The following is a 24,967-nucleotide window of genomic DNA, read 5'->3' on the forward strand; positions in this document are numbered from 1 at the left end:
CGCCGAAACGGACCCGGCTCCCCGCTCAGACCGTGGTCGTCGCCCCGGCCAGCGACGTACCGCCGAGCGGCTCGGGCAGAGTGATCCGGCGCGGCGCCGACCGCCCCCAGGGAAACCCGTGGTGCAACTGCAACACCGGATCCTGCCCGTCGGCGGCCTGTACGGCGACGGCGACCAGCACATCCGGGACGGGCTCCAGTTCGATGAACCGCCACAGCCCGGCCTGGTCGTCCGCTGGCGGCCGGAACCCCTGCACCCCGCGGTCCTCGGCCAGATCGAAGGCGAACTCGTCGAAGGGCAGCCCGAGTCCGAGGCCGCGCGCCTTGGAGTAGGCCTCTTTCAGCGTCCACAGCCGCAGCACGCGCCGGTCGCGCGAATGCCCCGGCGCGGCGCGGGCCACCCACTCCCGTTCCTCGGGGGCGAAGGTGTCCACGATGGTGTCGAGGGCGTTGGCGTCCCGCCCCAGCCGCTCGACATCCACACCGATCCGCTGCCCGCGCATCACGCCGAGCAGGTTGTAGCCGCTGGCGTGGGAGAGATTGAAGTCGAGTTCGGGCCCGCCCCGAGGCAGACCCCCGTCAGGCATTTGCAGAAAGGGCCGCCCGCGCGAGGACCGGAAGATGACGAGCTCGGCCTCGGCCAGTCCGGCCTCCAGCGCGAGCGCACGCCGCACCAGGGTGTGCGCGACCAGGTACTGGCGCCGGTCGCGTTCGAACAGGAACCTGCCCGCGATCTCCTGCTCGTGCTCGTCGAGCCAGTGCGTGGCGAGCACCCCGGCGATGGCGGGCGCGAGGTCGTCGTTGGCGCAGATCCACAGCTTCACCGGTTCGGGCAGAGTCCGCCCCCGGTCCTGTCCGGTGATCGTCATCGTGTCCGCTCCGCAGCCGTGCCCGTCCCGACCGCGCCGTCCCCGCCGAGCCACAGCGACCGGGGCCGCAGCGCACTCGTGGGCAGCGGCACCACCGGCCCGGCCGGGATCGCGACGCGCGTGATGTCGACCCCGGCCAGCCACAGCCGGGTCAACTGCTCGAAGCGGTGGCCGTGCCACAGGGCGGTCAGGTAGTCGCGGGTCTCCGGCAGGTCGTCGAGAAGGGGTGGGCCACCCGGCCGCTGCCGGGTGTCGCAGGAGCGGGCGAGCCCCGCCGCCGGTCCGGACCGCCGGGCACGATCGACGGCGGCCCGCGGATCCTGTACGAAGTCGTCGAGCGCGGTGGCCAGTTGGGCACTGTCGTGGACGGTCATGGCGAGCCGGCAGTCCAGGACGGCCCGCCCGGACCGCAGCTCCCGGGCCAGCGCACCAAGTCCGGGCAGCGCACCGGCAGGCCGTCCACGAGCGGTGAGCCAGTCGGCCAGCCGCCGCGCGGTGTCGACCAGATGCTCAGGGGTGGGCGCCGACAACAGCACCAACTGCGGCTGCCCGTCGCCTTCTTCCGGCTCCGCGAGGACGCCCGGTTCGGCCGCCAGATACTCCTCGACGACCGCCCGCGCCTCAGTACCCGAGGCACCGCGCACCACGACAGAGGCCCGACGCGGAAATTCGCCCCCGTCGGCCCGCCGCGGCCGCTCCCAGGAACCGGCCCCGCCCTTCTCCCCCGCACCGGCGAGCGTCCCGCCGCGCGCCTGGAGCACGGCCCGGGTCAGCGCCGCGACGCCGGTGGCGGCCCCGGCGTCCCCGACCTCGCCGCGCACGGTCCGTCCGGACTCATGCAGCGTGCCGCCCTCGGCGGGAGGAGGCCCGACGAACAACTCCTGCTCGTGGAAGCCGACATGGCCGTCGTCATCGCCGTACCCCGCGCTGCGCCCGAGGTGAGCGACCGAGGTCGACCGGATGACGGCATGGATGACATCCCCGTCCTCCTGCGCGGCGGCGAGCGGCTTCAGCAGCACCGCGCCGACCCCCTCCCCCACGCCCGGCGCCTGGCGCGACGGATGCAGACGCAGTTCGACGGCGCCGACGAGGGCCGCGCCGCACTCGCCGGACCGCAGTGCGCCGAGCGCCTGGTGCAGGGCGACGAGGAAGGAGGCCTCGCCGGCGTCGACGCACTGGCTCGGGCCGCTGAGGTCGAGCAGTGCGGACAGCCGGCCCGGCAGGCTCGCGTGACCGTCGGCGGGCAGGGGCCGTCCGGGGCTCCACTGTCCGGCGGCGAGCAGCAGATAGTCGTGGGAGCCGATCCCGGCATAGACGCCGAGGCTGCGTGGCCGTCCGGCCGCCGACACGAGCGCGTCGAGCCGGGCGCCGGTGCACCCGGCGGCCTCCAGGGTCTCCCAGGCGGTGTGCAGAAAGAGCCGCTCCTGAGGATCGGTCAGGACGGCTTCGTCATCGGTCAGTCCGAACAGCGCCGTGTCGAACTCGTCCACGCGCTCCAGGAAATGCCCACGGTCCTCGGCGCTCCCGGCGTCCCGTCCCGCGGGCGCGGCGGCCGCGGTGTCCCGCCCATCAAGGAGGTTCTGCCAGAACGTCTCCAGGTCGGGGGCCTGCGGATACCGCCCGCCGATCCCGATGACGGCGATCCCGTCGTCGACCGGCGCGTCGGCCCGCACGGACACCGAGGGCACCTCGCCCTCGGACGGCACGCCGACGTCCACGGCCGCACTCGTGTCCACCGCCAGGCCGGCACGATCCGGTCCTCCGGGGGCAACTCCCCCGGACGGCTCGGAAGTAGGCGCGGGCGTGGGTGCGGGTGCGGGCCGGGTCTCAGCAGGAGCGAGCGGTGTCCCCGTGAGGAGGGCCACCGCGCTCTGCCGGTCCAGGCTGCCGTTCTTGAACCTGGTCAGGATCTCCCTGTTGTCCATACCGCCGTGCGCTCCGTCTCAGGCTGCCCGCGTCGCCAGCAGCGCGGCTGCCTCGTCGACGCTGAGCAGGTTGTCTCGAACCGCGTCGAGCACCGCTTCGAGGTCCGTCGAGCCCGCGGCGTCGGACTGGTGGTGCGTCCGGGACCGCAGGGCCGACCCCGGCAGGGTCCGCGGGGCCGGTGCGGCGGGCAGTCCGGTGCGGGCGGCGACGTAGGCCGCCATGGCGTTCAGGCTGGGGTGGTCGTAGAGGGTGACGGCCCGCTCGTCGAGGCCGTAGGTGCGGTTGACGACGGCCACGAACTCCGCGCCGAGGATGGAGTCGAGGCCGAGGAGGTTGAACGCGGCGTCGGCGTCGATGTCCCAGGGCTCGCAGCACAGGATCCGGGCGAGTTCCTTGCGCAGCACGTCGCCGACCTGCTCCGAGCCGACCTGTGACGGGGGTACGGCCACGGGGGCGGGTGCCGGTGCGGGCTGCGGGCCCAGGACGCCGAGCTGGGGGGCGACATGGCGGGCGAACGCGGCGGGTGTGGGGTGGTCGTAGAGGGCCGTGACCTTGATGCGGGTGCCGTAGCGCGCGTTGACGACGGCCACGAACTCGACGGTCAGCATGGAGTCGAGACCGAGGAGCTGGAAGGGCTGCTCGGGGTCGATCGCCTCGGCTTTGACACCCAGGGCGTCGGCCAGCACGGTGATGAGCTCGCCGAGCAGGTCGGCACCACCGGGCGCCGGGTGCGCCGGCTGCGGTGCCGTACGCGGGTCGCTGGTCATGGTGGGCCTCTCCAAGGGTCGGTCCCGGTCTACCTGGAAATTCTCTGCTCACCCGGGTCGGCCGCACATCGCCGTCTGCGGTGAACCCGGGCCCGCTGGATGGCTCCTGGGAGGGGGTCGGACCTTGCCGTACTACTCCGAAGGAGTGAGACCGCCAGGAGGCCGCTCAGTCCTGACGGCCACCGGTGGCCGGTTCCCTCATCCCGCGGCCACCGGTGGCCGGGTCCTTCGCGGGTGCCGAGGTCCGGTAGGCGGCCTCGGCGCCCGGCGGTACGAGGATCGGCAGCATCAGGTCCCACAGCGCGCCGATCCGCCCGGACAGTTCGTCGTACGTCATGCCGCCGCGCGAGAGCACCTCGATGCCGCACAGCGCGGCGTCGACGAGGGTCTCGGCGCCTTCCTCCACGGCCGGCTGCCGCAACTCCCCCGCGGTGCGCGCCCGTTGCAGCAGGTGCCGGCCGGCCGCGATGCACGTCTGGTGGAATCCGGGGCCCGTCGGCCGGTCGTTCCCGGCCTGCTCCCCGGTGATCCGGTAGGCGGCCCGCAGCATCGGATCCTCCTGGAGGGTCCGTGCCAGCCAGTGGGTGAGGTCGATGAGCGCCTGGAGCGGTGTGTGCCGGCCGTCGGCCGCGGCCCGCAGCACCTCGCCCACCAGGTGGTGGCCCCGCTGCCGTACCGCTTCCGCCAGGTCCTCCTTGGAGGCGAAGTGGAAGTACAGCGCCCCCTTGGTCACCCCGGCCGCATCGGCGATGTCGATCAGGGTGGCGTTCGCGTATCCCTTGAGGTCGAACATCTCCGCCCCGGCGTGCACCAGCCGACGGCGGGTCTTCTCGGATCGTTCCTGCACTGGTCCCCCCGGACAGCCCGTCGTCATCTCACACCTGCGCTACACGGCCCCTGCCCGTTCCGGCAGGCGGCAGTTGGGATGTCGCGGGTGTCTGGTGGTCCATGGACAGCGGGGTCTCGGAGGCGGCCATCAGGATCGACTGCTGGAGCCGGCGCAGCCGCGCCGAGGGCTCCAGGCCGAGATCCCGTACGAGGGTGCCGCGCAGCCGGTGGTAGACGTCGAGCGCCTCACCGCGCCGGCCCGAGCGGTGCAGGGCCAGCATGAACTGGGCGTGCAGGTTCTCGTGGGTGCGGTAGCGGCTGGTCAGCACGGTGAGTTCGGCGAGCAGTTCGCGGTGCCGACCGAGCCGCAGGTCGGCTTCGATGCGCTGGTCGAGGGCGCACAGCCGGCTCTCGTCGAGGCGCTTGGCCTCCATCTGCAGCTGGTTGCCGGTCTGTACGTCGGCGAAGGCGGCGCCGGTCCACAGGCTGAGCGCCTCGCGCAGTTTGCGGGCGGCGCCGGGGAAGTCCCCCGCGTCCATGGCCCGGTAGCCGGTGCCGGCGAGCCGCTCGAACTCGCGGACGTCGCTGGTGCCGCCGCCGGTGACGAGGAGGTAGCCGCCGGGTGAGGTCACCAGGACGTCCTTGGCGCTGCGGGCCGGCTCGCCCTCGTCGGGTGCGTCCTTCTCCAGCGCGACGGTGATGAGTTCGCGCAGCTGCAGTACGTAGGTCTGCAGGGTGGTGCGGGCGCTGCGCGGCGGTTTGGCCGCCCACAGCTCCTCGATGAGCCCCGCGACCGGCACCACCTGGTCGGCGTGGAGCGCCAGGAGGGCAAGAACCTGGCGAGGTTTGGGTGCGGTCGGGGCGATGGATACCCCGTTCTCCCTGACGTCCAATGCGCCTAGTACGTCGATGTCCACGCCGTCTCCCCCTACTCCGTGTGGTGTCCGGGTGTGATGTCCGGCAGTAGTCAGTAAAAAACAGCACGGACGGTTTGTCAATATCAAACCGTCCAAGCTGTTTTATTAGATCCACCTAGACTGCCTCTTGAGTCCAAGTGGATCCATCTGACCAGGGAGAATGGAAAGATCCACAGCGCGGACGCCGCAGCAAAACGGCTCACTTCGAGGGATGAACCCCAGGAGAATCAGCCCGGAGTCAAGCGCATCAGGATCATAAAGAGACCGGATGCGCTGTTTAGGTTCGGCCGGTCATCGTCACCGGCGTCCCGCTGGACACCAGCCGGCTCAGCGTGGCGGCCGACGCCAGCCGCGGCAGCAGGAGATCCCAGAACTGCACGAGCGTGGCCGCGGCCATCCACGTACGGTCGTCCGCGCCGAGCTGCTCGAACCCCACCGTCGCCGCCACCACCGCCACCGAGGCATCGGCCGCGGACACGCCCTCGGCGAGCACACCCTCGCGCTCGGCGTCCTTGAGCACTTCTTCCACCCAGCTCTGCCACTGCCCGCGCAGGTCCACGGTGTCCTCCCGGCGCGGCGTGCCACTGCACAGCTCGAACCCGGCCCGGACCACGACATCCTGGTCCAGCCGCCCCATCAGGGCGTGCGTGGCGTCGATGAGCTGCTGCAACGGATCCCCGCCGGCCGGCCGGTCCGAACCGACGACGGCCCGGAGCCCGGCGGCCGCCTCGTCCTCCACGGCGCGGGCCAGGGCCTGCTTGCTCTCGAAGTGGAAGTGCAGCGCGCCGTTGCTCACACCGGCCCTTCTGCTGATGGAGGTCAGCGACGCCACGACGAAGCCGTCCTGCGCGAACACCTCGGCGGCTGCCTGTACCAAGGCCTGCCGTGTGCGCGCGGCTCGCTCCTGCTTCACCATGACCGTTCTCCTGACTGAGGACGGCCGGTCATGTGACCGGCCGTCCCTCGATTCGTGCTTCGTACAGCGGCTTACTGTGGGGGGTTGCCGTGCTTGCGGGAGGGCAGATCCGCATGCTTGGTTCGGAGCATCGCGAGGGAACGGATGAGCACCTCGCGGGTCTCGGCGGGATCGATGACGTCGTCGACCAGTCCGCGCTCCGCCGCGTAATAGGGGTGCATGAGCTCGGACTTGTACTCCTTGACCATGCGGGCCCGCATCGCCTCGGGGTCTTCGGCCTCGGCGATCTGGCGGCGGAAGATGACGTTAGCCGCACCCTCCGCGCCCATCACGGCGATCTCGTTCGTCGGCCACGCGTAGGTGAGGTCCGCACCGATGGACTGACTGTCCATCACGATGTACGCGCCCCCGTACGCCTTGCGCAGGATCAGCGAGATCCGCGGCACGGTGGCGTTGCAGTAGGCGTACAGCAGCTTCGCGCCATGCCGGATGATGCCGCCGTGCTCCTGGTCGACACCGGGCAGAAAACCCGGGACGTCCAGCAGGGTGACGATGGGGATGTTGAAAGCGTCGCACATCTGGACGAAGCGTGCGGCCTTCTCCGATGCCTCGATGTCGAGCACTCCCGCGAGGTTCTGCGGCTGGTTGGCGACGATGCCGACGACCTGGCCGTCGAGCCGGGCCAGCGCACAGATGATGTTCCGCGCCCAGCGCTCGTGGACCTCCAGGTACTCGCCGTCGTCGACGATCTCCTCGATCACCCGGGCCATGTCGTAGGGCCGGCTGCCGTCGACGGGCACCAGGTCCAGCAGGACCTCACCGCGCCGGTCGGGAGCGTCGCCGCCGCGGACCTTCGGCGGGGCCTCGCGGTTGTTCTGCGGCAGCAGGGACAGCAGGTAGCGCACCTCGGCGAGGCAGGTCTCCTCGTCGTCGTAGGCGAAGTGGCAGACACCGCTGGTCTCCGCGTGGACGTCGGCGCCGCCCAGCCCGTTCTGCGAAATCTCCTCGCCCGTCACGGCCTTGACCACGTCCGGACCGGTGATGAACATCTGCGAGGTCTCGCGGACCATGAACACGAAGTCCGTCAGAGCCGGACTGTAGGCCGCGCCGCCCGCACACGGGCCGAGCATGACGCTGATCTGCGGGATGACCCCGCTGGCTTTGGTGTTGCGCTGGAAAATGCCGCCGTACCCGGCGAGGGCGGAGACACCTTCCTGGATACGGGCTCCCGCGCCGTCGTTGAGAGACACCAGCGGTGCCCCGGTGGCGATGGCCATGTCCATGATCTTGTGGATCTTCGTGGCGTGGGCCTCGCCCAGCGCACCGCCGAAGATCCGGAAGTCATGCGCGTACACGAAGACCGTCCGGCCCTCGACGGTCCCCCACCCGGTGATGACACCGTCGGTGTACGGCTTCTTGGCCTCCAGCCCGAACCCGGTCGCCCGGTGCCGCCGCAGCTGCTCGACCTCGTTGAACGAGCCCGGGTCCAGCAGCAGTTCGATGCGCTCCCGGGCGGTCAGCTTGCCCTTGGCGTGCTGCGCCTCGGTCGCCTTCCCGCTGGGGCCGGCCAGCGCCTGTTCGCGGATCGCGCGCAGCTCGGCCGCGCGCCCGCGTATGTCAGTGAGCCTCGGCTCGATCAACGCCGGGGCAGTCGCCATCGCCATGTCAGGTGCCTTCCTGGGACAAGGCCGAGGAGGTCCCACCCCGGGTCCAGAGCGAACATCTTAACAAACCGCGTACGCGGTTTATGTTTTGTTGAGTGAAGAAATTCTTGAGGACCTGTGCAGCCGGGTCAGCGCCAGCCGCCAGGAGCCGTATAGGCATCGGACCGTCGCCACCAGCGGATCCCCGAAGCCGGCAGCTCCTCGACCGGTTCCTGTCCAGGCGCACGCAAGGCCAGCAGCACCGCGGTGAGGGCAGCCAGTTCGATGTCGTCGGGGTTGCCGCGCTCCACCCGGAGCAGGGCTTCTGTGCTCTTCATCCGACCGATTCCCCTTTTCTCGGACTGTGGGCCACGGTCGGACAGACCGCTCAAGAATCGCTTTGGGGCCGCTCGAGACCCAGGGGGGCGCGCCCGCTTCCGGCGCTTTTGGCGATGGCGGGAACTCTGCGTTCACCAGCGGTGTCCCCACCCGTTCGGCGGGGTCGGAAGAGTCACGAAACGCCCACGTGGTGACCCGTTCCAGAACACATTCAACGACCAGGGCAAGCACATACGGAACAAACCAGTCCAGTTCTAGTGGGCCTGGAGGGCTCGCCTCCGCTAGAAATTAAACCGGGTGGTATGTATCTTCACTTGCCTGAGGGGTTCACCTTCAGGAATCAAGCCATCGCGGCTCAGGGGGAACTATGTCTGCGAGCACGTTCCGCATCGACCGCGCGATACCCAGCGCGGAGCGCACCGAGAACGACAGTACGGTATCCACCGGGATCAGCGGCTTGCGCTACGCGTCCCTCACGACCACCGTGCCCAAGGAACTCGTCCACCGCGCCAGCGTCTCGGAAGTCATGCTCACGGACTGGGAGCGCAAAACCGACGACCACTTCGTCCTGACCGCCCAATGGCCGCGCCGGCATGGCTTCTTCACCACCGTGGACGACTGCCACGACCCGCTCATCGTCGCCGAGACGATCAGGCAGGCAGGCATCCTCCTGGCGCACGCGGAGTACGGTGTGCCCCTCGACCACCACTTCCTGATGTGGGACCTCGCGGTCGAGGTCAAGCCGCCGCACATGCTCGTCGACACCGCCCCGGCCGCGCTGACCATCGAGATCACCTGCATGGACGTCAAGCGCCGGCGCGGCGAGCTCTCCGGACTGCGCTACGAGGCCCTGATCTTCCGCAACGGGCAGCTGGCCGCCACCGGCGGTGCCCGCTTCACCTGCCTCTCCCCCGCCGTCTACCAGCGCGTTCGCGCTCCTCGGCCGGAGTCGGGCAGCTGGTCCCCGATTCCGCTCACCGCCCCGCTGGCACCGCAGGACGTCGATCGCCTGTCACCCACGGACGTGGTCCTCTCCCCCACCGGGCAGAAGGACCAGTGGCAGCTGCGAGTGGACACCCGCCACCCGGTGCTCTTCGACCATCCTGTCGACCACACGCCCGGCATGCTGCTGCTCGAAGCCGCGCGCCAGGCGATGGTCGCGTACCTGGGACGCCCCTGCCTGCCGCTCGGCGTCACCGCCGAGTTCCTGCGCTACAGCGAGCTGGACGCGCCCTGCCTCATCAAGGCCCACGCCGTGTCCGAACCGGGCTCCGGTGACGAGGAGCGCGTCCTCATGACCGGCCACCAGGAAGACACCCTTGTCTTCCAGGCTCTCGTGACCGTGGCGTCGCCCTCCGCGTAATCCGCTCGCCCTGACCTCTGCTTCGTCCTCCGCGTACGCGCGCACCGTCGAAGCCGTCGTCCACCGTGGTTGTCGCTGACGTCTTCCCTCGCCGACTGACCGACAACCAGACTGCTCTTTGAACATACCGCGCACCTGGTTTATTACCACAGCGGCGCCATCCACCACGTTCAGCAGCGTGCCCACACATCCGATGCGGTCCAACCCGGAGGCAGAACCATGGCCCTGCGTCACCTGCGTCTCATTGCGGTGAACATCGACGGAGTACTGCTGAACGACACCTTCAGCCCCGTCATCCACCGGTTCGTGGTCAAGCACGGCGGCATCTACACGGCCGAACTGGAGCGAGCGGTGCTGTCCCAGCCCCGGCTCCAGGCGGCCGCGGCGATCGGCGTCCCGGGATCCCCTCAGGAGGTGGTGGCGGCCTACTTCCTGGAGCGGGAGCGCTACCTCGCAGAACATCCCGTACACATCCAGGACGGCGCGGTCCGGCTGCTGGAGCGGCTGCGCGGTCTGGACATGCCCCTGATCTGCTACGGAGGGCTGGATCGGCCGCACTTCGACTCCTACCTGGGCGCGTACGCCGACCACTTCGAACAGCCGCAGTACGTGTGCACCGACGGTTTCCGTCCCGGAGTACGGGAGATCGCCGAGGATGTCTTCGGACTCCGCTGCGACCAGGTGCTGTTCATCGACGACGTGGCACGCGTGGCCGAGGCCGCGCGCACCCTGGGAGCCGCGTTCCTCGGGCATCCGAGCAGCTACGAGCACAGCTTCCAGCACCAGTTGATGCGCGAGGCCGGCGTACGGCACCTAGTCCGCTCGCTCGACGAGGTGGACGAGTCCTTGCTGCGGACGCTCGACTCCGAGGCGGCCGAGGGCACGATGTGGCGCGACTCGCCTCTTGCTGTGTGTGCGTGAGAGGGGCCAGAGAAGCGGAATCGGACCGTCTGGCCTGTTATTTGGCTCGATCGATCCTCGACCAGGATTATTTACGCCGGGAAAAAGTTGGCTGTTCAATGATCTCCGAGAAGGGTCCTGACCTGCTGGTTTACTGGCCCGACGCCCCTTGATCGCCAAGACCCGATGTGTGGCAGGGGCACGAAATACATGCCAGCCCTCATGCCATCCAGGCAAAGTGGCGGTAAGGTACCCGCTAGACGGTTTCTTTTAGGGTCTATCGCACCATGTAGAGGGACAGCTAGCTGAGGGAGAGCTCCGGTGGCTCAACAAGAACGCGCAATCCGGACTCGTCGTGCGGTTCTGGAAGCAGCTGCACATGTCTTCGCGGAACACGGATATGTCGCGGCAACGGTAGCGGACATCCTGAAGACCGCAGGGGTCACAAAGGGCGCGCTTTACTTCCACTTCGACTCGAAGGAAGCACTGGCCAAGGGAGTCCTGGAACTCCAGACGGACCAGCAGCTCCCCGCTCAGGAGACGAGACTGCAGGAGGTCGTGGACATCACCATGACGGTGGCCCACCGGCTGCCGGTCGACGCCGTCCTGCGGGCCGGCGCCCGCCTCTCCTCGGATCCCGTCGGTCGCGAACACTACGGAAGCGCCTGGACGTTGTGGGTGAGTGTGCTCACCGACCTGCTGTCCGAGGCACACCGCAACGGCGAGACCCTGGCTCATGTGGAGCCTCGCGAAATCGCCGAGCTGATCGTCGGCGCGTTCCACGGGGTGCAGCTCTTCTCACATCTCGAAACCAACCTGGTGGACGTGGAGCACCGTATCTCGGTCCTCATGAGCCATCTCATGCCGTCCATCGCTGCCCCAGCGGTTCTGCTGCGGCTGGACATGGCCCCTGACCGGGGAGCCCGCGTACTCGGCGAGGCGACCCGCACCACCGTCACGGTGGCCTGACAGCCCCTCAAACCTGATCGGCCAGGGGGCGCGCTTTCCTGGCTTCGCGTATGCCCTGCGGCCCCCGGTCAAGGGCTCCGCAGGGCTGCTTCAGCGGCAACAGCCCATAACGGCTTCCCGGAGGAGCGCCTCTAGAGCGGCAGCGTGCTCCCCAGCTCCCGCACCGCCGAGGACGGCGGCCCGCCCTCCGACCGCTCCGTCTTGAGCCCCTTGCTGCCCGGCCCCAGCGTGCGCGGATCCACCGCCTCGGCGGGCGCCCCCGTCGCGTACAGGCCCTCGGGATCGGTGTCGCGGTCGTGCGGCAGCAGCCAGAACACCCGGCGGCGGAAAGTGCCCGAGGACCGGGACGGTTTGGCGCCGGGCCCCAGGAGCGCGTAGCCGACCATGCGTCCGTCGCGGTGGTAGGCGGGTTTGCCGCGGCGCGTCGGCAGCCGGTCCAGACTCTGGCGTACGTAGTCGAGCGTGCTGATGTCCTCGAGCCAGACGAGGTCCGCCTCGTGAACGAGCTCGTCCTCGGCGATGAGAGCGCTCATGCTGTCTCCTCGTCGGCGACCAGTCCGATGCCCGGGTAGTACTTGCGCTGATTGGACAGGATCATCTCCTTGGGCGACGCCAGTCCCACCACTTCGCGGACCCGGGCTGCGAAGGCACGTGACGAGATGGCCGGGGCGCCCTCATTCTGGCACCACGTCCTGTAGGCCGCGTAGAGATGTGCCTGTTCCGTCCGGAGATCGCCCTCCAGCCGGCAGGACTCGGACAGGAATCGCCCGGTGTGGTCCTCGGTCTCCGCGTACGCCGTCGTCGCGATCCGCACCCGCTCGGTCCCCGTCAGGTTCTTCTCACCGCCCAGATAACGACGGGCGCCCAGGATCAGCCAGTTGAGGATGCCGGGGCCCTCCTCGGTGACGAGGATGTCCGCCAGGTTGTCGACCTTGCGGTCGTCTGGGACGACCCGCTCGAACGGGATCAGCCGCATGCGCCGCCAGAACGCGAAGCCGCCGGTGCCGACTTCGGGGCGGTGGTTGCCCAGCAGCCAGAGTTTGTGGGTGGGTTCGAAGCTGAAGAAGTCCTGCCGCATCCGGCGGGCCTTGATGCGGTCGCCGCCGGTCAGCAGCTTCACCCGGGCCTCGTCGAACCGGTCGCCCGGCTTGACCTCGCTGCACACGATGACGCGTCTGCCGTGCAGTTCGGCGAGATCGGTGGGGTGCCCCTCGTAGGGGCGGGCCATGAGGAATCCGGGCGGCGCGGCGTCGGCGTAGTCCCCCACCAGTTTCATCAGCACGTCCAGCAGCACCGACTTGCCGTTCTTGCCGGAGCCGAACAGGAACGGCATGACCTGGCCGCCGACGTCTCCGGTGATGGAGTAGCCCAGCAGCAGATGCAGGAAGTCGATCATCTCCGCGCCCTCGGGCCCGTCGCCGAAGGTGTCGGTGAGGAACCGGTCCCAGCGGGGGGTGGGCATCGTCTGCGGGGCCGCGGTGGTGGAGCGGGAGTGGAAGTCCTTGTTGGGGTCGGGCGTACGGATCAGTCCGGTACGCAGGTCGACGACACCGGCCGGGGTGCACAGCGCGTACGGATCGGCGTCCAGGCGGGCCGCGTTGAGCACCATGCCGGGCGCGGACCTGGCCTGGGCGAGCATCGCGTTCATGCCGCCGGTGCTCAGCGCCCGACGCCGGTGCTGCTGGAGTGCGGTGGAGGTGAAGACGCCCCGCGGGTCGGTGTTGGCGAGGGACTCCGCCAGGTCTCCGGCGGCCCACATCACCGTGTCGTCCTCGTCGATCTGCCAGCGGGTGCTGTCCCAGCGGAACCAGCCGAGGCCCGGCACGTGCCGGTAGTCGTTGGAGTAGAGCTTGACGAACAGTTTGGCGTTGCCGCGGTCGCTGAGGGTGTCGGGCAGCAGCCCGTCGGCAGTGGCCTCCCCCGCAGCGCTCGGGGTCTCCTCGTCCTGACGGAGGCGAGGCCGGGGCTGGGCGAGGATCTGCGCGGCGACGGCCTGGGGGTCGAAGAGGGTGCCGTCCTGTGGGAGGGACGTCATGCGCCGCCTCCCAGTGTCAGCGGCCGCAGCCGGCCCGCGTTCAGGCCGCTGCGGATGATGGCTTCGTAGCGCCGTTCCTGACCGGGCCTGGCGGCCTCGGCGACGTCCCGCAGCAGACGCTCGGCCTCGTCCGTCGCGAGACTGCCTCCGGCCACGAGTCCTCCTGCGGTGTAGGCGGCACGGTTCAACTTCTCGGAGAACGCGGCTCCTTCGGATACGACGGCGCAGGCGGCCACCTCCGCGAGCAGTGCGGCCAGCACGCGGTTCGCGGGCCCTTGCCCGCCGCTCGCCGCCAGCACGGCCTGACGGGCCCGTGGAGGCACCGGACGGGGCGTGGGGATGTGGGCGGGCGGCAGATGCCCGGTGCGCTCCAGTTCGCGCGCCAGCCAGCCGGGCAGCGGCGCGGGCTCACGTGCGGCGCCCACCGCCTCGTACACACCTGCCTCGGTCACGGTGCCCGGGGCGATGATGTACCCGCCGTGGGCCCGTACGTCGACCTGCCAGGCGAGCGCGCGGGCGCCGGAGCCGGTGGAGCACTGCCAGCGGTGCCCTGCGTGGGCCCGGTACCAGACGTGCAGCCCGCCGGAGGGGGTGCGGACGCGCAGGGTGGTGGTGTCGTCGGCGGGGCTGGTGTGACCGCGCAGTGCGGCCAGCACCCCGATCGTGTGGAAGCCGTTGGCCAGGCCGGTCAGGTCGATGTCGTCGGAGATGTCGATCCCGGGTAACAGCCGGTCCCTGCCGGGGAGTTCCCGTTCGTGCGCGTCGATGTCGACGACCACGAGGCCCGCGGGACCGCAGGCGATCCCGACGCCGAAGCCCGGGTTGCCGCCCCACCACTGCTCGATCCTGGCGAAGTCGAGCGTGGCTGCGTGAAACCCGTGGCACCAGCGACCGGCGGCCGTGCAGCCGCACGTCTCATGGCTGTGCCCGGACTGCCGGCAGGAAGGACAGTTCCCGGCCGGGGTCTTGCGCCCTGGCGACAGCGGATGGACGGGCCAGCCACGGCTCGCGCACCAGCGAGCTGTGGCGAGCGACCCGGTGACGGGAGCGGACAGCGTTGAATACCCAACCAAGTTCCGCAGCTCAGAGGCCATGCGCACCCCCCACCAGCGACCGAAGCGACTGAGCGACCGACACAGCCTAGCGAAGCACCTGGGGACCGAGAGCCTCATGGGAAAACAAAGATTCGAGTCAGTGCGCGAGGCCAGCGACTGAACGGGGAGAACCTCAGCGACCGAGCTCCTTCGGTCGCTGAGGTTCAGTCTCAGGAAAACCACAGGTCAGAGAGGCGTACAACCCAAAACAGCGACTGAAGCGACTGAAGGCCTCTATATATGACGCCCACGCGCACACACGCGCACGCGCTATGTCTTCATATACCCGGACCTTCAGTCGCTTCAGTCGCTGATCGGCCCTGGAGAACCCTCTGACCTGGGCTTTCTCTCCAGCGACCGAAAGCTACTCAAGCCGCCTTCAGTCGCTGGTCCTCAGTCGCTGTCCCCACTCCGGACTGATCGGCGACAGCGACTGAAGCCGCCCCCGGCCCGGACGTCAGCGACTCAAGCGGCTCTGAAGCCGGCCTGCAGCCCGCCCCCAACGAGCCCCGCCCCACAGCTCCGTCGGGTCCCGGGCAATCCCTTCGACGGACGCGCCCCGCCCAAATCCCCTATCCGGGCCTTGAGTCGCTTCAATCGCTGTTCCGCACCGGCACCGCGCTGAACTGGGTCTTCTTGTGAGCGACCGACAGCGACCCACACCACCTTCAGTCGCTACGGCAACACCACCGCCCTGCACGAGCCCCTCTCCCCCGCCCTGCTTCATACTGATCCCCTACGGCGCACCGCCCCCTTGGGCAGCGGGCCACGACATCAGAGCCAGGGAGGAGACGAAGTGCCGGATCGCACCCATGAGTTCGGCATGTACGGCGCGCGCGGCATCAAGGGCCACGAAGCAGTCGCCCGCCGACTCGACGCCCTCGCCGGCTACATCGTCACCCCCGTCACCACCCCCCGCGGTCTGCTGGCCCGTCTGCACTATCTGACCCGCACCGACCACGCCCTGGCCGCCGCACGCGCCGCGGGCCTGACGGTCACCGACCGCACCCTCAAGGCCTGGCTGGCCGGCACACGCAGCCCGTCGAAGAAGAACCTGGAACGCATCGAGACGGCCTACCGCACCGTGCGTCGCCACAACGTGGCCCGCTATCTCCTCGCCCGCCTCAACCGAGAGGGCCGCGGCACCCGGGTCGAGATCCACCCCCTGAACCAGTCCCAGGTCCCCCGCCCCCGGCAGCGCATGGTGGAGTTCCGCACCCTCAACATCCGTCACTGGGACCGCATCGTCGAAGCCTGGGCCACCGACAACCTCCAGGCCCTCGACACCGCCTGGGTGGACCAGATCGTGGACCTCGGCTCGCAGTGGGGCCAGTACGAGTACGTCACCAACGTCGGCTTCGCGGCCTGACTCTTCCTTCCCCTCTCCCCCACCACGGACGGCCCGAGAACTGGTCCACGGCGGCTCTAGCGGGCTGGGGCACGGTACTGGCACACGCATGCCTTATGTGGCTCGGCAGCCAGAAGGAAGGTCCACCGATGGCCCCCGCACCGTGGAACTCGACGTTCGAGAGCGTCCTCCGGCAGAGCCTGCCCGGTCTGGGCAAGGACAAGGCGCCCGAGGCGGACGTCCCGATGGAGGCCTACGGGCTGGACTCGCTGGCCCTCATCGGCATCATCAGCACCCTGGAATCCAAGTTCGGGGTCAGCCTCGCCGGCCAGGTGGCCGTCCCGGTGCACAGCCTCACCGCCGGCCAGCTCTGGGGCATCCTCTCCGCCGCCATCCAGCCAGCCTGGGACCAGCCCCGCTCCTCCTCGGCGTCCAGGACGAGGAACTCCAACCCCTGGGCCCTCGCCTGACCTCTCCCCCATCACGGTCAAAGATGCGGGCGCTATTACGACGTAATAGCGCCCGCATCGTCATCCCGCTCAGCCGTCGGCCTCCCCGACTCCGGCCCGCTGCTCCACATGCTCGTTGAGAATCCGCAGCATCTTGTCGAACTCGACGTCGCTCATCTTCCGGATGAGGTGCATCGCCAGGAAGGCTCCGTCGTCGTACGGCAGCTTCGGCGGCGTCCTCAGATCAGCGTCAGCAGCCTCTGCCGACACATCACTACGAGGCTCAGGCACCGTCTCCACACGCTGTACCGGCTGCTCCCCCGCCGCCACCTCGACGGGGTCAGCCTCCGGCACCGGGGCATCCCCTATTACGTCGTAATAGCTCTCGCCGCCGTCGCTCTTGTCCTTCCGCGCCTTGCGCTCCTGCTTCTGCACCTCCTTGCGCAGCCGTTCGGCCTTGAGCTCCTCGAGCACCTCCTCCTGCCGCGCAGCAGGCTTGTTGCCCACCGCCCGCAACAGGTCGATGGGCTCCTGCCCCACCCGCTCCTGCAGTTCGGGGGTCAGATTGAGCAGCGCAAGCCGTTGCGACACCCATCCCTGCGACCGGTGCAGCCGCTTCGCCAGAGCCGTCTGGCTTCCATGGATCGCCAGCAGCCGCTGCAGCGCCCGGGCCTCGTCCAGCTCCTCGAGGTCCTGCCGGTGGATGTTGGCGACCAGCGCCGACTCCAGGAGCTCCTCGGAGGTGGCTCCCTGTTCGTCGCTCACCATCACCTTGACCGAGGCGAGACCCGCTTCGCGGGCAGCGGCGAGACGACTGCTGCCGTCGATGACGACATGGGTGGTGTCCGGCTCCAGATCCGCCTCATGAGCCGGGTTGGCCTTCACATAGGCGTCCCGGTTCATGACCGTGATGGCCTGCTTCTGCCCGTGTGTCCTGAGGCTGCCCGCCAGGTCGGTGAGGTCCCCGAGACTGGAGCGGGGGTTGTCCGGGTTGAGACTCACCCGGTCGGTGGGCAGCTCCGAGGGCGGAGCAACGCCATCGGTCGGCACCCCGGTCGCCGCGGCCACGGCCTGCCGGCGCGCACTGATGGTCCGGGTGGTGCCGCCGAAACGGCCGGCTCCCAGCTGGTCGGCCTTGCTCATGAGATCTCCCGTGCCAGTGCACGCATACCGACCGCCTGCTGCGACTTGGCGGCGTAGGACAGCAGCGGCTGCTTCACCCGCACCGCCTCCTTCTGTTCCTTCAGATCCCCGATGAGACCCACGACCTTCGGATCCTTTATGTCGACCCACCCCTGAAGGGAGGAGGTGGCGATGTACCCGCGCCGGGAGTCGTAGAGATTGACGACGATCCCGAGGTAGTCGATGTCGATCTGCAGGTCGTTGCGCAGGTCGTCGATCTGGGTGGTCAGCAGCTCGTAAGCGTCGGCGGAACTGTCCTCCGCCTGGACGACGATCAAAGCCCCGGACTGCCCAGGCTTCTCACCGTCGCGACGCCTGCCGTAGTAGGCCGCGGCATCCATGCTGAGCCCGAGGCTGGGCGGGCAGTCGACGAGGATGACGTCGTAGTGCGCCTCCAGCGGGGCCAGGGCCCGCTCCAGGGCGGCTTCCCGTGCCCGGACGGCAGACAGGCGTACGTCGAGCAGGAACGCGTCGTTGCAGGCGGGCAGTAGGTGCAGCCGGCCGGCAAAGTGCTCGTCGTCGACGGAGACGATGAGGTCCCGCAGATCCCCCTTGGGGTCGCCCGCCATGTGGTTGGTGAGGCTGTCACCGTTCATCGGCAGGGGAGTACCCCCCAGCTGGTTGGTGAGGTGGCACTGCGGGTCGAAGTCGACCAGGAGGACGCGCAACCCGAGCCCCGGCAGGTCCTCGGTGTCGAGCGGGCTCTCCATCGCATCGCTCGCGGCCGCGAGCTGCTTGGCGACGCGGACGGGGTAGAGGCGGCTGGGGTCCTCGGCGAGCGCCTCACCGGTGCCTGCGGTGATGGCGGTCTTGCCGACGCCGCCCTTCTGGTTGCAGACGACGATCCGGCGGGTGATGGCCGGCCGCTCGACATCGGGGGCCGGGTGTGTGTCCAGCCACAACTGCACGGACTGCGCCAGTCCCTGAATGAGGGACACCCGGCGGTCGCTCGCGATCCGTTTGAACTCGTCCCACTGGCCTTCCGGCAGGAACGTGGAGAACGAGTCAGCTCCTGAGGTGTCGACCGCGGCGGTCGCCGAGGCCAGGTTGCACCAGTCCTGGATGCCCTGCTCTACGGCTGCCTGGATCTCGATGCCGTTCTGGGCCGCTCTGATCTTGAGGTCCTGCCGGAGCCATCCCGGCAGCTTGGAGACGACCTTCTCGCGGTCGTTCGGGGAGGCTGGAGAAGTCATGGGGTCACCTTACTAACGCAGGTGATCAAAAACGCGAACGACGCGTTAGGTAGGCCAAGTTTTATTACGACGTAATAGGCCTGAGGGACGGGGGAGGGGCTGGGAGGGGCTGGGAGGGGCTGGGAGGGGCTGAGGGGCTGTTGGGTCCCTGGGGTTTAGTCCCTGGTGTTTGTGCAGGTCAGGTGGGGTGAGGGGGGTCAGGAAGGGACTGTAGGGACTGAACTTGCTAATTATGAGCTGGAGTAGAGGGTGTTTTCGTACGCGCGTGCGCATCTGCACCAACATGTCTAGTTCAGCTCATAATTAGAGAGTTGGGTCCCTTGAGTCCCTGTTGAGGGCGGGTGGATGGCTCTGACCTGCGGGTTTGGGGAGGGACTGAAGGCAGGGACGGTTTGCGGAGGGACCCTGGGTTCAGTCCCTCGGCGCTTTGTTTGGTGTTGAGTCCCTTCGGCCACTCGCAAGAGGCTCAAAACGGCACTCATCGATGGGGGAGTGCCGGTCCGTCAGGGGTCGAAGGGACCCAAGGGACCGAAGGAACTGGTAGAACGCCACGCGGTGGGAGTTGCCGGGCTCCCCGTTGACATGCCTCTACACTCTTCCCGAAACACAGTCCCTTCGGTCCCTGATACGGCATCACCCACACCCGTGGCCTGGTGTTTTACTGAGGGACCGAGCGACAGAACCGAACGACGAGACCCGACAAGGACGATCAGCGTGCCGCGCCCCGGTGACACCCGCCTGCCTGCCGCCCCGGCCAGGTCCGTGGCACCGCACGCCGTCGCTCGCTGGTGCGCCGCCCAGGGCTGGCCCGTCCACCCCCTGGCTCCCGGCCGCAAGACCCCGGCCGCCAACTGCCCCGAGTGCAGGGACCGAAACCACGACCCGAAGACATGCCCCTGCCTGCCCGCAGGACGCCCCTGTCACGGCTTCCACGCCGCCACCACCGACGTCCGGCACATCGACACCTGGTGGGGGAGCAGCCCTACGGCAGGAGTGGGCATCGCCTGCGGCCCGGCCGAGCTCGTCGTTCTCGACGTGGACGCCCACAGCGCCCCAGTCCCTGACCGCAGCCGCCTGCTGCCGCGCATCCCGATCCCCGACGCCGTGAACCTCACCGGCCTTGCCTCGGGCTTCGACACACTCGCCCTCCTCGCGGCCTTCCGGGGACAGCCCGACCCGGCCCACGACGAGACAACACTGCGCGTGCGTACCCCCTCCGGAGGCCTGCACATCTGGTACCGCAACCCGCACCCGGCCACCCGGTTGCGCTGCTCGACCGGGTCCAGCCCCAAGGTCGCCCTGGCCTGGCAGGTCGACGTACGGGCGGACGGCGGTTACATCATCGCCCCCACCACCCGCACCACCCAGGGCACTTACCAGCCCGAAGGCACCACCCGCATGCCCGCACCGTTGCCCGACTGGCTGTACAGCGAGCTCGTGCGCACCGGCCACGTCATCGCTCCACCGGTCCCCAGACAGCCACTCCCGCGCACTCGCCGGTCCCGCAGACCGGCTGCCGCACACCGCGTCCTCGACCCGCTGCTCGACGAGGTCGCCCAGTGTGCGGCCGCGCCCGAAGGAACCGGATTCACGGAGAAGCTCAACCGAGCCGCCTACACCGCAGGAGGCCTCGTGGCAGCCGGCCACCTGGAGGAAACCGCAGTCCGCGACCAACTCCTCGACACGGCCGGCCAGGCCCGACCATGGCAGACCACCCGCAACGAAAAGATCGTCGATGACGGCCTTGCCGCTGGGGCCGCCCACCCGTTCCGTCTCGAAGGACGTTCATGAGCAGCGCCGAGAGCATGCCGCGGTTCGACGCACAGGCCGCCGCTCAGCAGATGCTCGACCTCCAAGCGACCGAGCAGCCCACCACACTGCTCCCCACCCAGGCCTCCGCCACCTCCGGCAGCCTGCCCTTCGCGTCGCTCCAGTCCGGCCTGCTGCCCCCACACCTCAGCGACCGCGGCAACGCCCGCCTCTTCGTCCAGCTCTACCGCGACCAGTTCCGCCATGTCGAAGGCCTCGGATGGTTCGCCTGGGACGGCTACCGCTGGAAGCGCACAGGCGGAGAGAAGGCCGCCCTGTGGGCAGCGGGGGAGATGGCCGAGGACATGCCGACGACCGACCCGCGCGGAGTCTTCAACGACCGGGAACTCGCCGTCCACAAGAAGAAGACCCTCTCCACCACGGGCATGAAGGCCCTGCTCACCCAGGCCAAGGCCTCCCCGGACCTCTCCGTCGACCCAGACACCCTCGACGGCGACCCCTACGCCCTGTGCACCCCCGGCGGTGTCGTCGACCTCCACACCGGTCAACTCCGCAAAGCAGACCCCACACTCGACTTCCACTCCCGGGCCACCAGCGTCGCCCCCCAGCCGATGGGAACCCCCCGCTGGCACCGCTTCCTCGCCGACACCTTCGGCGACGACGCCGAGGGCCGCGAGATGATCGACTTCCTTCACCTGCTGCTCGGCTACTCCATCACCGGAGACGTCGGCGCCCAGGTCCTGCCCTTCCTCCACGGAGAAGGCAAGAACGGCAAGAGCGTCCTGCTCGACACAATGATTCAGATCCTCGGCGACTACGCCGACGCAGCCCCACCCGGCTTCCTCATGGACCGCGGAGCCTTCTCCGAGCACTCCACCGAGCTCACCGAACTCCACGGCCGCCGACTGATCGTGTGCAGCGAACTCAAGCCCAACGACAAGTTCGACGAAGCCCGGGTGCGCCTCCTCACCGGCGGCGACAAGATCAAGGCCCGCCGCATGCGGCAGGACTACTTCTCCTTCACCCCCACCCACCACCTCTGGCTGCTGGGCAACCACCGCCCCGAGGTCTCCACCGGCGGCTACGCCTTCTGGCGCCGCATCCGCCTGCTGCCCTTCACCCGAACCGTCCCCGCCGCCCGCCGGATCGACAACCTCGCCTTCGAACTCGTACGGGACGAAGGCCCCGGCATCCTCCACTGGCTCATCCAGGGCGCGGGCCGCTACCTGGCCACCAGGGATCCCCTCGAAGGCCCCGACCGCGTCCGCATCGCCACCACCGCCTACGCCAACACCGAAGACCACATCGGCCGCTTCCTCGAGGAATGCTGCACCCGAGGAGCCGACACCGGCAGTGAACTACGTGTCGAGCAGGGCCTGTTGTACACGGAGTACAGCGCCTGGTGCACGGCTGGCGAAGGCATCCGCCCCGCCACCCCCCGCGCCTTCGCCACCCGCGTACGCCAAGAGGTCGGCCTCGCCTCACCCACCGACATGATCAAGTCCAACGGCCGCAAGTACTACCCCGGCCTCGCCCTTCTGGGGACCGAATGAAGCACCGCACACCACCCCCGATCGCCCCCCACGCCCTACACCCCACCCAGCGGCCGAACTACGATGAACCCCCGGCCCCGCTCGCGGCGGCCCCCAGAAAAAGCACAGAACGGTACGGCCCCCGCACCCTGCACAGGCCGATGAAGGAGGGGCTGCAGCCATGAGCTCGCTGTTGACCGAGAGCGACCTCACCCACGAGGCAGACGTGGTGTGGCTGGAAGACCCCGACAACCTCGACTACGTCCGCCAGGCCCTGGACAAGACCAAGCGGCGCAACAACAAGCCCCCCTACGCCCGAGACGGCCGTATGGTCGGCTACGCCCTCCTGGGCGACGACGCCGAACCCGATCCCGACAGCGGCCTCTACAAGCGCCGGGTGTTCTTCCTCCTCCCACACGACCGGGACACCCTCCCCAACGGCCTCTACCGCGAAGGCGCCCCCGGCGAAGCGGTCGACCCCCGCACGATCGAGCCCAGGAAACCCGGTGCCAAGACCCCCCGCTCGCAGCGCGGCCCGGCTCCCATAGCGTCAGCAACACCGTAATTGATCCTGCCTAAAACTACCTAAACCACCCGAACTCCCCACCCCCGCAAGCTATTACGCCGTAATAGCCGGGAGCACAGCCACAGGGAGACGCTGCCCCGCCGGGTGAACTCCCCCCACACGCCTGGCTATTACGACGTAATAGCCAGGCGCAACAACCAGGCAGCGCTGGCACGGCAGAGATCCCCCACCAGAACCAGCGGCACGACACTCCACTCGCCGATCGCCCCGACCCTCCGACAGCCTGATCCAGGTGTGAATCTGCCTAACCCTCTTAGGCAACAACGCCATAGACTCAGCCGTACCACCCACCCCAGGTACCGGAAGGTCGACGCATGGCCCGCGCAGGACTGACCGCACAACGCCTCACCCAGGCCGGCGCAGACCTAGCCGACGAGATCGGCTTCGAAGAAGTCACCGTCTCGGAACTCGCCCGCCGCTTCGACGTCAAAGTCGCGAGCCTGTACTCCCACGTGAAGAACTCCCACGACCTCAAGACCAGGATCGCCCTCCTCGCCCTGGAGGAGCTCGCCGACCGAGGCACCACAGCCCTCGCAGGCCGCGCCGGCAAAGACGCCCTGACCGCCCTGGCCGACGTCTACCGCGACTACGCCCGCGAACACCCCGGCCGCTACACCGCAGCCCAACTCCGCCTCACTCCCGAAGCGGCGGCCGCCAGCGCCGGTGCCAGACACGCCCAGATGACCCGGGCGATCCTGCGCGGCTACGACCTGACCGAACCGGACCAGACCCACGCGGTCCGCCTTCTGGGCAGCGCCTTCCACGGCTACATCAGCCTGGAAATGGGCGGAGGCTTCAGCCACAGCGCCCCCGACACCCAGGAGACCTGGACCCGCATCCTGGACGCGCTCGACACCCTCCTACGCAACTGGCCCGCACCGTCCACCCATTGACGCCCCCCTCGGCCCCTCAACGATCAGCCAGGGACACGGAGCTCATCGCACAACCACTCTGGGATGACTGTTTCGGACAGGCGCGCTGGATCCGGCAAGGGCGAGGAACACGTCATCGAGATCTGGGGTGTGCACAGTCAATTCGTCCGCCTCGATACCGGCCGCATCCAGCCAGTCGAGGATGGCGTGCAGCTCGTGCTGGGTGCCATCGCTTGAGATCCGCAGAGTGAGCGCCTCATCGTCGCGGACGGCCGCGCGCAACGTCCGAGCCGCAGACCGATAGACATCCGGATCATTGAAGCGAAGCCGGAGATGCCCCCCAGAAGTCAGCCGCTTGAGCTCTTCTGCGGTGCCCTCGGCGGCGATTTTGCCGTCGTGGAGGACGGCGATGCGGTCGGCGAGTTCGTCGGCTTCTTCGAGGTATTGGGTGGTGAGGAAGACGGTGGTGCCGCCGGAGACGAGTTCGCGGATGATGCCCCACATGGTGTGCCGGGAGCGGGGGTCGAGGCCGGTGGTGGGTTCGTCGAGGAAGATGATCCGCGGGCTGCCGACGAGGGTCATGGCGATGTCGAGGCGCCGCTTCATACCGCCGGAGTAGGTGGAGGCGGGCTTCTTCGCGGCCTCGGTGAGATCGAACCGCTCCAGCAGCTCGGCACACACCCGCCGCCCCTCGCTGCGGGGCAGATGATGCAGGTCTGCCATGAGGAGCATGTTCTCCTCGCCGGTGATCAGCCCGTCCACGGCCGAGAACTGCCCCGTCACCCCGATCACCGCCCGCACCGCCTGCGCCTCACCGACCACATCATGCCCGCCGACACGGACCTGGCCGGAGTCGGAATCGGGGGAGATGAGGGTGGAAAGGATCTTGACGGCAGTAGTCTTGCCGGCCCCGTTGGCTCCGAGCAGAGAGAAGACCGTCCCTTCCTCGACGGCCAGATCGACACCGTCCAACACAACTTTGTCGCCATAGGACTTGCGTAACCCGTACGCCGCGATGGCCAAGCTGCTCATGGTGAGTGCTCCCTCTAGAGTCTGCGGGTCTGCTCGGCGCGCTGCATGGCACACCCTTCCAGATCGCAGTTTCCAGTAATGGAAACGCTACGTTGCATTTAATAGCATGGCAACAATCACATCGACCAGACTCCCCAATCAATACTGCCTATCGACACGATGTCGTTGCAATGGCCAGAGGTCTAATGCAACAAAACCTCATCTGATTCGTTGCAATGAATTGAAAGTGAACGCTATAGTGACGGCGCCGTGGAGAAGCGCCAGGAGCCGCCAGACACCGCGAAGGACCAACCACCAACCACCACCAAGCGGCGAGGGAGACCTGGGATGCCGGGAGGCAGGCTCACCCAGCAGGATCGCCAGCAGATCGCACTGGGACTGTCCGATGGCCTCGCCTACGCGGAGATCGCCAGGCGTCTCGATCGCCCCACCTCAACC

Annotated in this window: 24 protein-coding genes; 10 read left to right on the top strand and 14 right to left on the bottom strand. The window is 68.7% G+C overall.

The features are described from left to right. Positions 1-25 precede the first annotated feature (25 nt). From ABZ928_RS49315 to ABZ928_RS49350, 8 genes are all read right to left on the bottom strand, one after another. Positions 26-868: a 4'-phosphopantetheinyl transferase superfamily protein gene (locus ABZ928_RS49315; protein WP_361535479.1), complete on the bottom strand. Its 843-nt coding sequence runs from the start codon at positions 866-868 to the stop codon at positions 26-28. Further along, positions 865-2,793, bottom strand: a complete 1,929-nt coding sequence (locus ABZ928_RS49320) for a beta-ketoacyl synthase N-terminal-like domain-containing protein (RefSeq protein ID WP_361535482.1) — start codon at positions 2,791-2,793, stop codon at positions 865-867. Before ABZ928_RS49320 ends, ABZ928_RS49315 begins: the two co-directional genes overlap by 4 nt. A gap of 18 nt (positions 2,794-2,811) precedes the next feature. Beyond that, a complete protein-coding gene (locus ABZ928_RS49325) occupies positions 2,812-3,561 on the bottom strand; it encodes an acyl carrier protein (RefSeq protein WP_361535485.1) in 750 nt (249 codons plus the stop codon). A 166-nt stretch (positions 3,562-3,727) separates the two neighbouring features. Further along, positions 3,728-4,408, bottom strand: a complete 681-nt coding sequence (locus ABZ928_RS49330; RefSeq protein ID WP_361535487.1) for a ScbR family autoregulator-binding transcription factor — start codon at positions 4,406-4,408, stop codon at positions 3,728-3,730. Positions 4,409-4,436: 28 nt separating this feature from the next. Further along, entirely contained in the window at positions 4,437-5,306 is an 870-nt protein-coding gene (locus ABZ928_RS49335; protein ID WP_361535490.1) for an AfsR/SARP family transcriptional regulator, read from the bottom strand. Between the two features lie 277 nt (positions 5,307-5,583). After that, a complete protein-coding gene (locus ABZ928_RS49340; RefSeq protein WP_361535492.1) occupies positions 5,584-6,222 on the bottom strand; it encodes a ScbR family autoregulator-binding transcription factor in 639 nt (212 codons plus the stop codon). Positions 6,223-6,293: 71 nt separating this feature from the next. Continuing rightward, positions 6,294-7,886: an acyl-CoA carboxylase subunit beta gene (locus ABZ928_RS49345; protein WP_361535495.1), complete on the bottom strand. Its 1,593-nt coding sequence runs from the start codon at positions 7,884-7,886 to the stop codon at positions 6,294-6,296. Between the two features lie 128 nt (positions 7,887-8,014). Beyond that, a complete protein-coding gene (locus ABZ928_RS49350; protein WP_361535498.1) occupies positions 8,015-8,203 on the bottom strand; it encodes an acyl-CoA carboxylase epsilon subunit in 189 nt (62 codons plus the stop codon). Between the two features lie 368 nt (positions 8,204-8,571). Here ABZ928_RS49350 and ABZ928_RS49355 point away from each other — a divergent pair, with 368 nt between their 5' ends. The 3 genes from ABZ928_RS49355 (at position 8,572) to ABZ928_RS49365 (ending at position 11,436) form a co-directional block, all read left to right on the top strand. Next, complete coding sequence (locus ABZ928_RS49355; RefSeq protein ID WP_361535501.1) at positions 8,572-9,567, top strand: ScbA/BarX family gamma-butyrolactone biosynthesis protein; 996 nt, start codon at positions 8,572-8,574, stop codon at positions 9,565-9,567. A 219-nt stretch (positions 9,568-9,786) separates the two neighbouring features. Further along, on the top strand, positions 9,787-10,488 hold the full coding sequence (locus ABZ928_RS49360) for an HAD family phosphatase (protein WP_361535504.1): 702 nt from the start codon (positions 9,787-9,789) through the stop codon (positions 10,486-10,488). Between the two features lie 300 nt (positions 10,489-10,788). After that, positions 10,789-11,436, top strand: coding sequence for a ScbR family autoregulator-binding transcription factor (locus tag ABZ928_RS49365; protein ID WP_361535507.1), 648 nt, complete (start codon positions 10,789-10,791; stop codon positions 11,434-11,436). Positions 11,437-11,567: 131 nt separating this feature from the next. Here ABZ928_RS49365 and ABZ928_RS49370 read toward each other — a convergent pair whose 3' ends face one another. Genes ABZ928_RS49370 through ABZ928_RS49380 form a run of 3 tightly spaced genes read right to left on the bottom strand, consistent with a single transcriptional unit; the run spans position 11,568 to position 14,544 of the window. Beyond that, the gene (locus tag ABZ928_RS49370; RefSeq protein ID WP_361535510.1) at positions 11,568-11,969 is read right to left on the bottom strand and encodes a DUF6009 family protein; all 402 of its coding nucleotides are present in this window, start codon (positions 11,967-11,969) and stop codon (positions 11,568-11,570) included. Next, positions 11,966-13,471, bottom strand: a complete 1,506-nt coding sequence (locus tag ABZ928_RS49375; RefSeq protein ID WP_361535513.1) for a phage/plasmid primase, P4 family — start codon at positions 13,469-13,471, stop codon at positions 11,966-11,968. The genes ABZ928_RS49370 and ABZ928_RS49375 overlap by 4 nt, the downstream gene beginning before the upstream one ends. Next, positions 13,468-14,544 (bottom strand): bifunctional DNA primase/polymerase, encoded by a 1,077-nt coding sequence (locus tag ABZ928_RS49380; protein WP_361535516.1) that lies wholly within the window; start codon positions 14,542-14,544, stop codon positions 13,468-13,470. Before ABZ928_RS49380 ends, ABZ928_RS49375 begins: the two co-directional genes overlap by 4 nt. Before the next feature lie 817 nt (positions 14,545-15,361). On the opposite strand from ABZ928_RS49380, the gene ABZ928_RS49385 reads away from it, so the two are divergent. Next, positions 15,362-15,934, top strand: coding sequence for a transcriptional regulator (locus tag ABZ928_RS49385; RefSeq protein WP_361535519.1), 573 nt, complete (start codon positions 15,362-15,364; stop codon positions 15,932-15,934). Between the two features lie 128 nt (positions 15,935-16,062). Continuing rightward, positions 16,063-16,383 (top strand): acyl carrier protein, encoded by a 321-nt coding sequence (locus ABZ928_RS49390; RefSeq protein ID WP_361535522.1) that lies wholly within the window; start codon positions 16,063-16,065, stop codon positions 16,381-16,383. A 69-nt stretch (positions 16,384-16,452) separates the two neighbouring features. On the opposite strand, the gene ABZ928_RS49395 is transcribed toward ABZ928_RS49390, so the two are convergent. Together ABZ928_RS49395 and ABZ928_RS49400 are read right to left on the bottom strand one after the other, a co-directional pair. After that, positions 16,453-17,505 (bottom strand): ParB/RepB/Spo0J family partition protein, encoded by a 1,053-nt coding sequence (locus ABZ928_RS49395; protein ID WP_361535525.1) that lies wholly within the window; start codon positions 17,503-17,505, stop codon positions 16,453-16,455. Further along, positions 17,502-18,737 (bottom strand): ParA family protein, encoded by a 1,236-nt coding sequence (locus ABZ928_RS49400; RefSeq protein ID WP_361535528.1) that lies wholly within the window; start codon positions 18,735-18,737, stop codon positions 17,502-17,504. The genes ABZ928_RS49395 and ABZ928_RS49400 overlap by 4 nt, the downstream gene beginning before the upstream one ends. Before the next feature lie 762 nt (positions 18,738-19,499). Here ABZ928_RS49400 and ABZ928_RS49405 point away from each other — a divergent pair. The 4 genes from ABZ928_RS49405 (at position 19,500) to ABZ928_RS49420 (ending at position 23,518) form a co-directional block, all read left to right on the top strand. Further along, complete coding sequence (locus ABZ928_RS49405) at positions 19,500-20,528, top strand: bifunctional DNA primase/polymerase (RefSeq protein ID WP_361535551.1); 1,029 nt, start codon at positions 19,500-19,502, stop codon at positions 20,526-20,528. Then, positions 20,525-22,060, top strand: coding sequence for a phage/plasmid primase, P4 family (locus tag ABZ928_RS49410; protein ID WP_361535530.1), 1,536 nt, complete (start codon positions 20,525-20,527; stop codon positions 22,058-22,060). Before ABZ928_RS49405 ends, ABZ928_RS49410 begins: the two co-directional genes overlap by 4 nt. A 160-nt stretch (positions 22,061-22,220) precedes the next feature. Beyond that, complete coding sequence (locus ABZ928_RS49415) at positions 22,221-22,604, top strand: DUF6009 family protein (protein WP_361535533.1); 384 nt, start codon at positions 22,221-22,223, stop codon at positions 22,602-22,604. 335 nt (positions 22,605-22,939) lie between these two features. Beyond that, positions 22,940-23,518, top strand: coding sequence for a TetR-like C-terminal domain-containing protein (locus tag ABZ928_RS49420; RefSeq protein WP_361535536.1), 579 nt, complete (start codon positions 22,940-22,942; stop codon positions 23,516-23,518). A 42-nt stretch (positions 23,519-23,560) separates the two neighbouring features. On the opposite strand, the gene ABZ928_RS49425 is transcribed toward ABZ928_RS49420, so the two are convergent. Further along, a complete protein-coding gene (locus ABZ928_RS49425; RefSeq protein ID WP_361535539.1) occupies positions 23,561-24,529 on the bottom strand; it encodes an ATP-binding cassette domain-containing protein in 969 nt (322 codons plus the stop codon). Between the two features lie 249 nt (positions 24,530-24,778). Here ABZ928_RS49425 and ABZ928_RS49430 point away from each other — a divergent pair. Further along, positions 24,779-24,967, top strand: a 189-nt coding sequence (locus ABZ928_RS49430) for a helix-turn-helix domain-containing protein (protein WP_361535542.1), incomplete at its 3' end; no start/stop codon positions are given.

The organism is Streptomyces sp. NPDC046909, assembly GCF_040644695.1.
Taxonomy (GTDB): domain Bacteria; phylum Actinomycetota; class Actinomycetes; order Streptomycetales; family Streptomycetaceae; genus Streptomyces.

Bases quoted from the DNA above. Each gene is read 5' to 3' on its own strand.
- ABZ928_RS49360 (WP_361535504.1), top strand. From the start codon at position 9,787: ATGGCCCTGCGTCACCTGCGTCTCATTGCGGTGAACATCGACGGAGTA.
- ABZ928_RS49420 (WP_361535536.1), top strand. From the start codon at position 22,940: ATGGCCCGCGCAGGACTGACCGCACAACGCCTCACCCAGGCCGGCGCA.
- ABZ928_RS49375 (WP_361535513.1), bottom strand. From the start codon at position 13,471: ATGACGTCCCTCCCACAGGACGGCACCCTCTTCGACCCCCAGGCCGTC.
- ABZ928_RS49390 (WP_361535522.1), top strand. From the start codon at position 16,063: ATGGCCCCCGCACCGTGGAACTCGACGTTCGAGAGCGTCCTCCGGCAG.
- ABZ928_RS49340 (WP_361535492.1), bottom strand. From the start codon at position 6,222: ATGGTGAAGCAGGAGCGAGCCGCGCGCACACGGCAGGCCTTGGTACAG.
- ABZ928_RS49320 (WP_361535482.1), bottom strand. From the start codon at position 2,793: ATGGACAACAGGGAGATCCTGACCAGGTTCAAGAACGGCAGCCTGGAC.
- ABZ928_RS49355 (WP_361535501.1), top strand. From the start codon at position 8,572: ATGTCTGCGAGCACGTTCCGCATCGACCGCGCGATACCCAGCGCGGAG.
- ABZ928_RS49325 (WP_361535485.1), bottom strand. From the start codon at position 3,561: ATGACCAGCGACCCGCGTACGGCACCGCAGCCGGCGCACCCGGCGCCC.
- ABZ928_RS49350 (WP_361535498.1), bottom strand. From the start codon at position 8,203: ATGAAGAGCACAGAAGCCCTGCTCCGGGTGGAGCGCGGCAACCCCGAC.
- ABZ928_RS49410 (WP_361535530.1), top strand. From the start codon at position 20,525: ATGAGCAGCGCCGAGAGCATGCCGCGGTTCGACGCACAGGCCGCCGCT.
- ABZ928_RS49315 (WP_361535479.1), bottom strand. From the start codon at position 868: ATGACGATCACCGGACAGGACCGGGGGCGGACTCTGCCCGAACCGGTG.
- ABZ928_RS49345 (WP_361535495.1), bottom strand. From the start codon at position 7,886: ATGGCGATGGCGACTGCCCCGGCGTTGATCGAGCCGAGGCTCACTGAC.
- ABZ928_RS49400 (WP_361535528.1), bottom strand. From the start codon at position 18,737: ATGACTTCTCCAGCCTCCCCGAACGACCGCGAGAAGGTCGTCTCCAAG.
- ABZ928_RS49415 (WP_361535533.1), top strand. From the start codon at position 22,221: ATGAGCTCGCTGTTGACCGAGAGCGACCTCACCCACGAGGCAGACGTG.
- ABZ928_RS49395 (WP_361535525.1), bottom strand. From the start codon at position 17,505: ATGAGCAAGGCCGACCAGCTGGGAGCCGGCCGTTTCGGCGGCACCACC.
- ABZ928_RS49370 (WP_361535510.1), bottom strand. From the start codon at position 11,969: ATGAGCGCTCTCATCGCCGAGGACGAGCTCGTTCACGAGGCGGACCTC.
- ABZ928_RS49425 (WP_361535539.1), bottom strand. From the start codon at position 24,529: ATGAGCAGCTTGGCCATCGCGGCGTACGGGTTACGCAAGTCCTATGGC.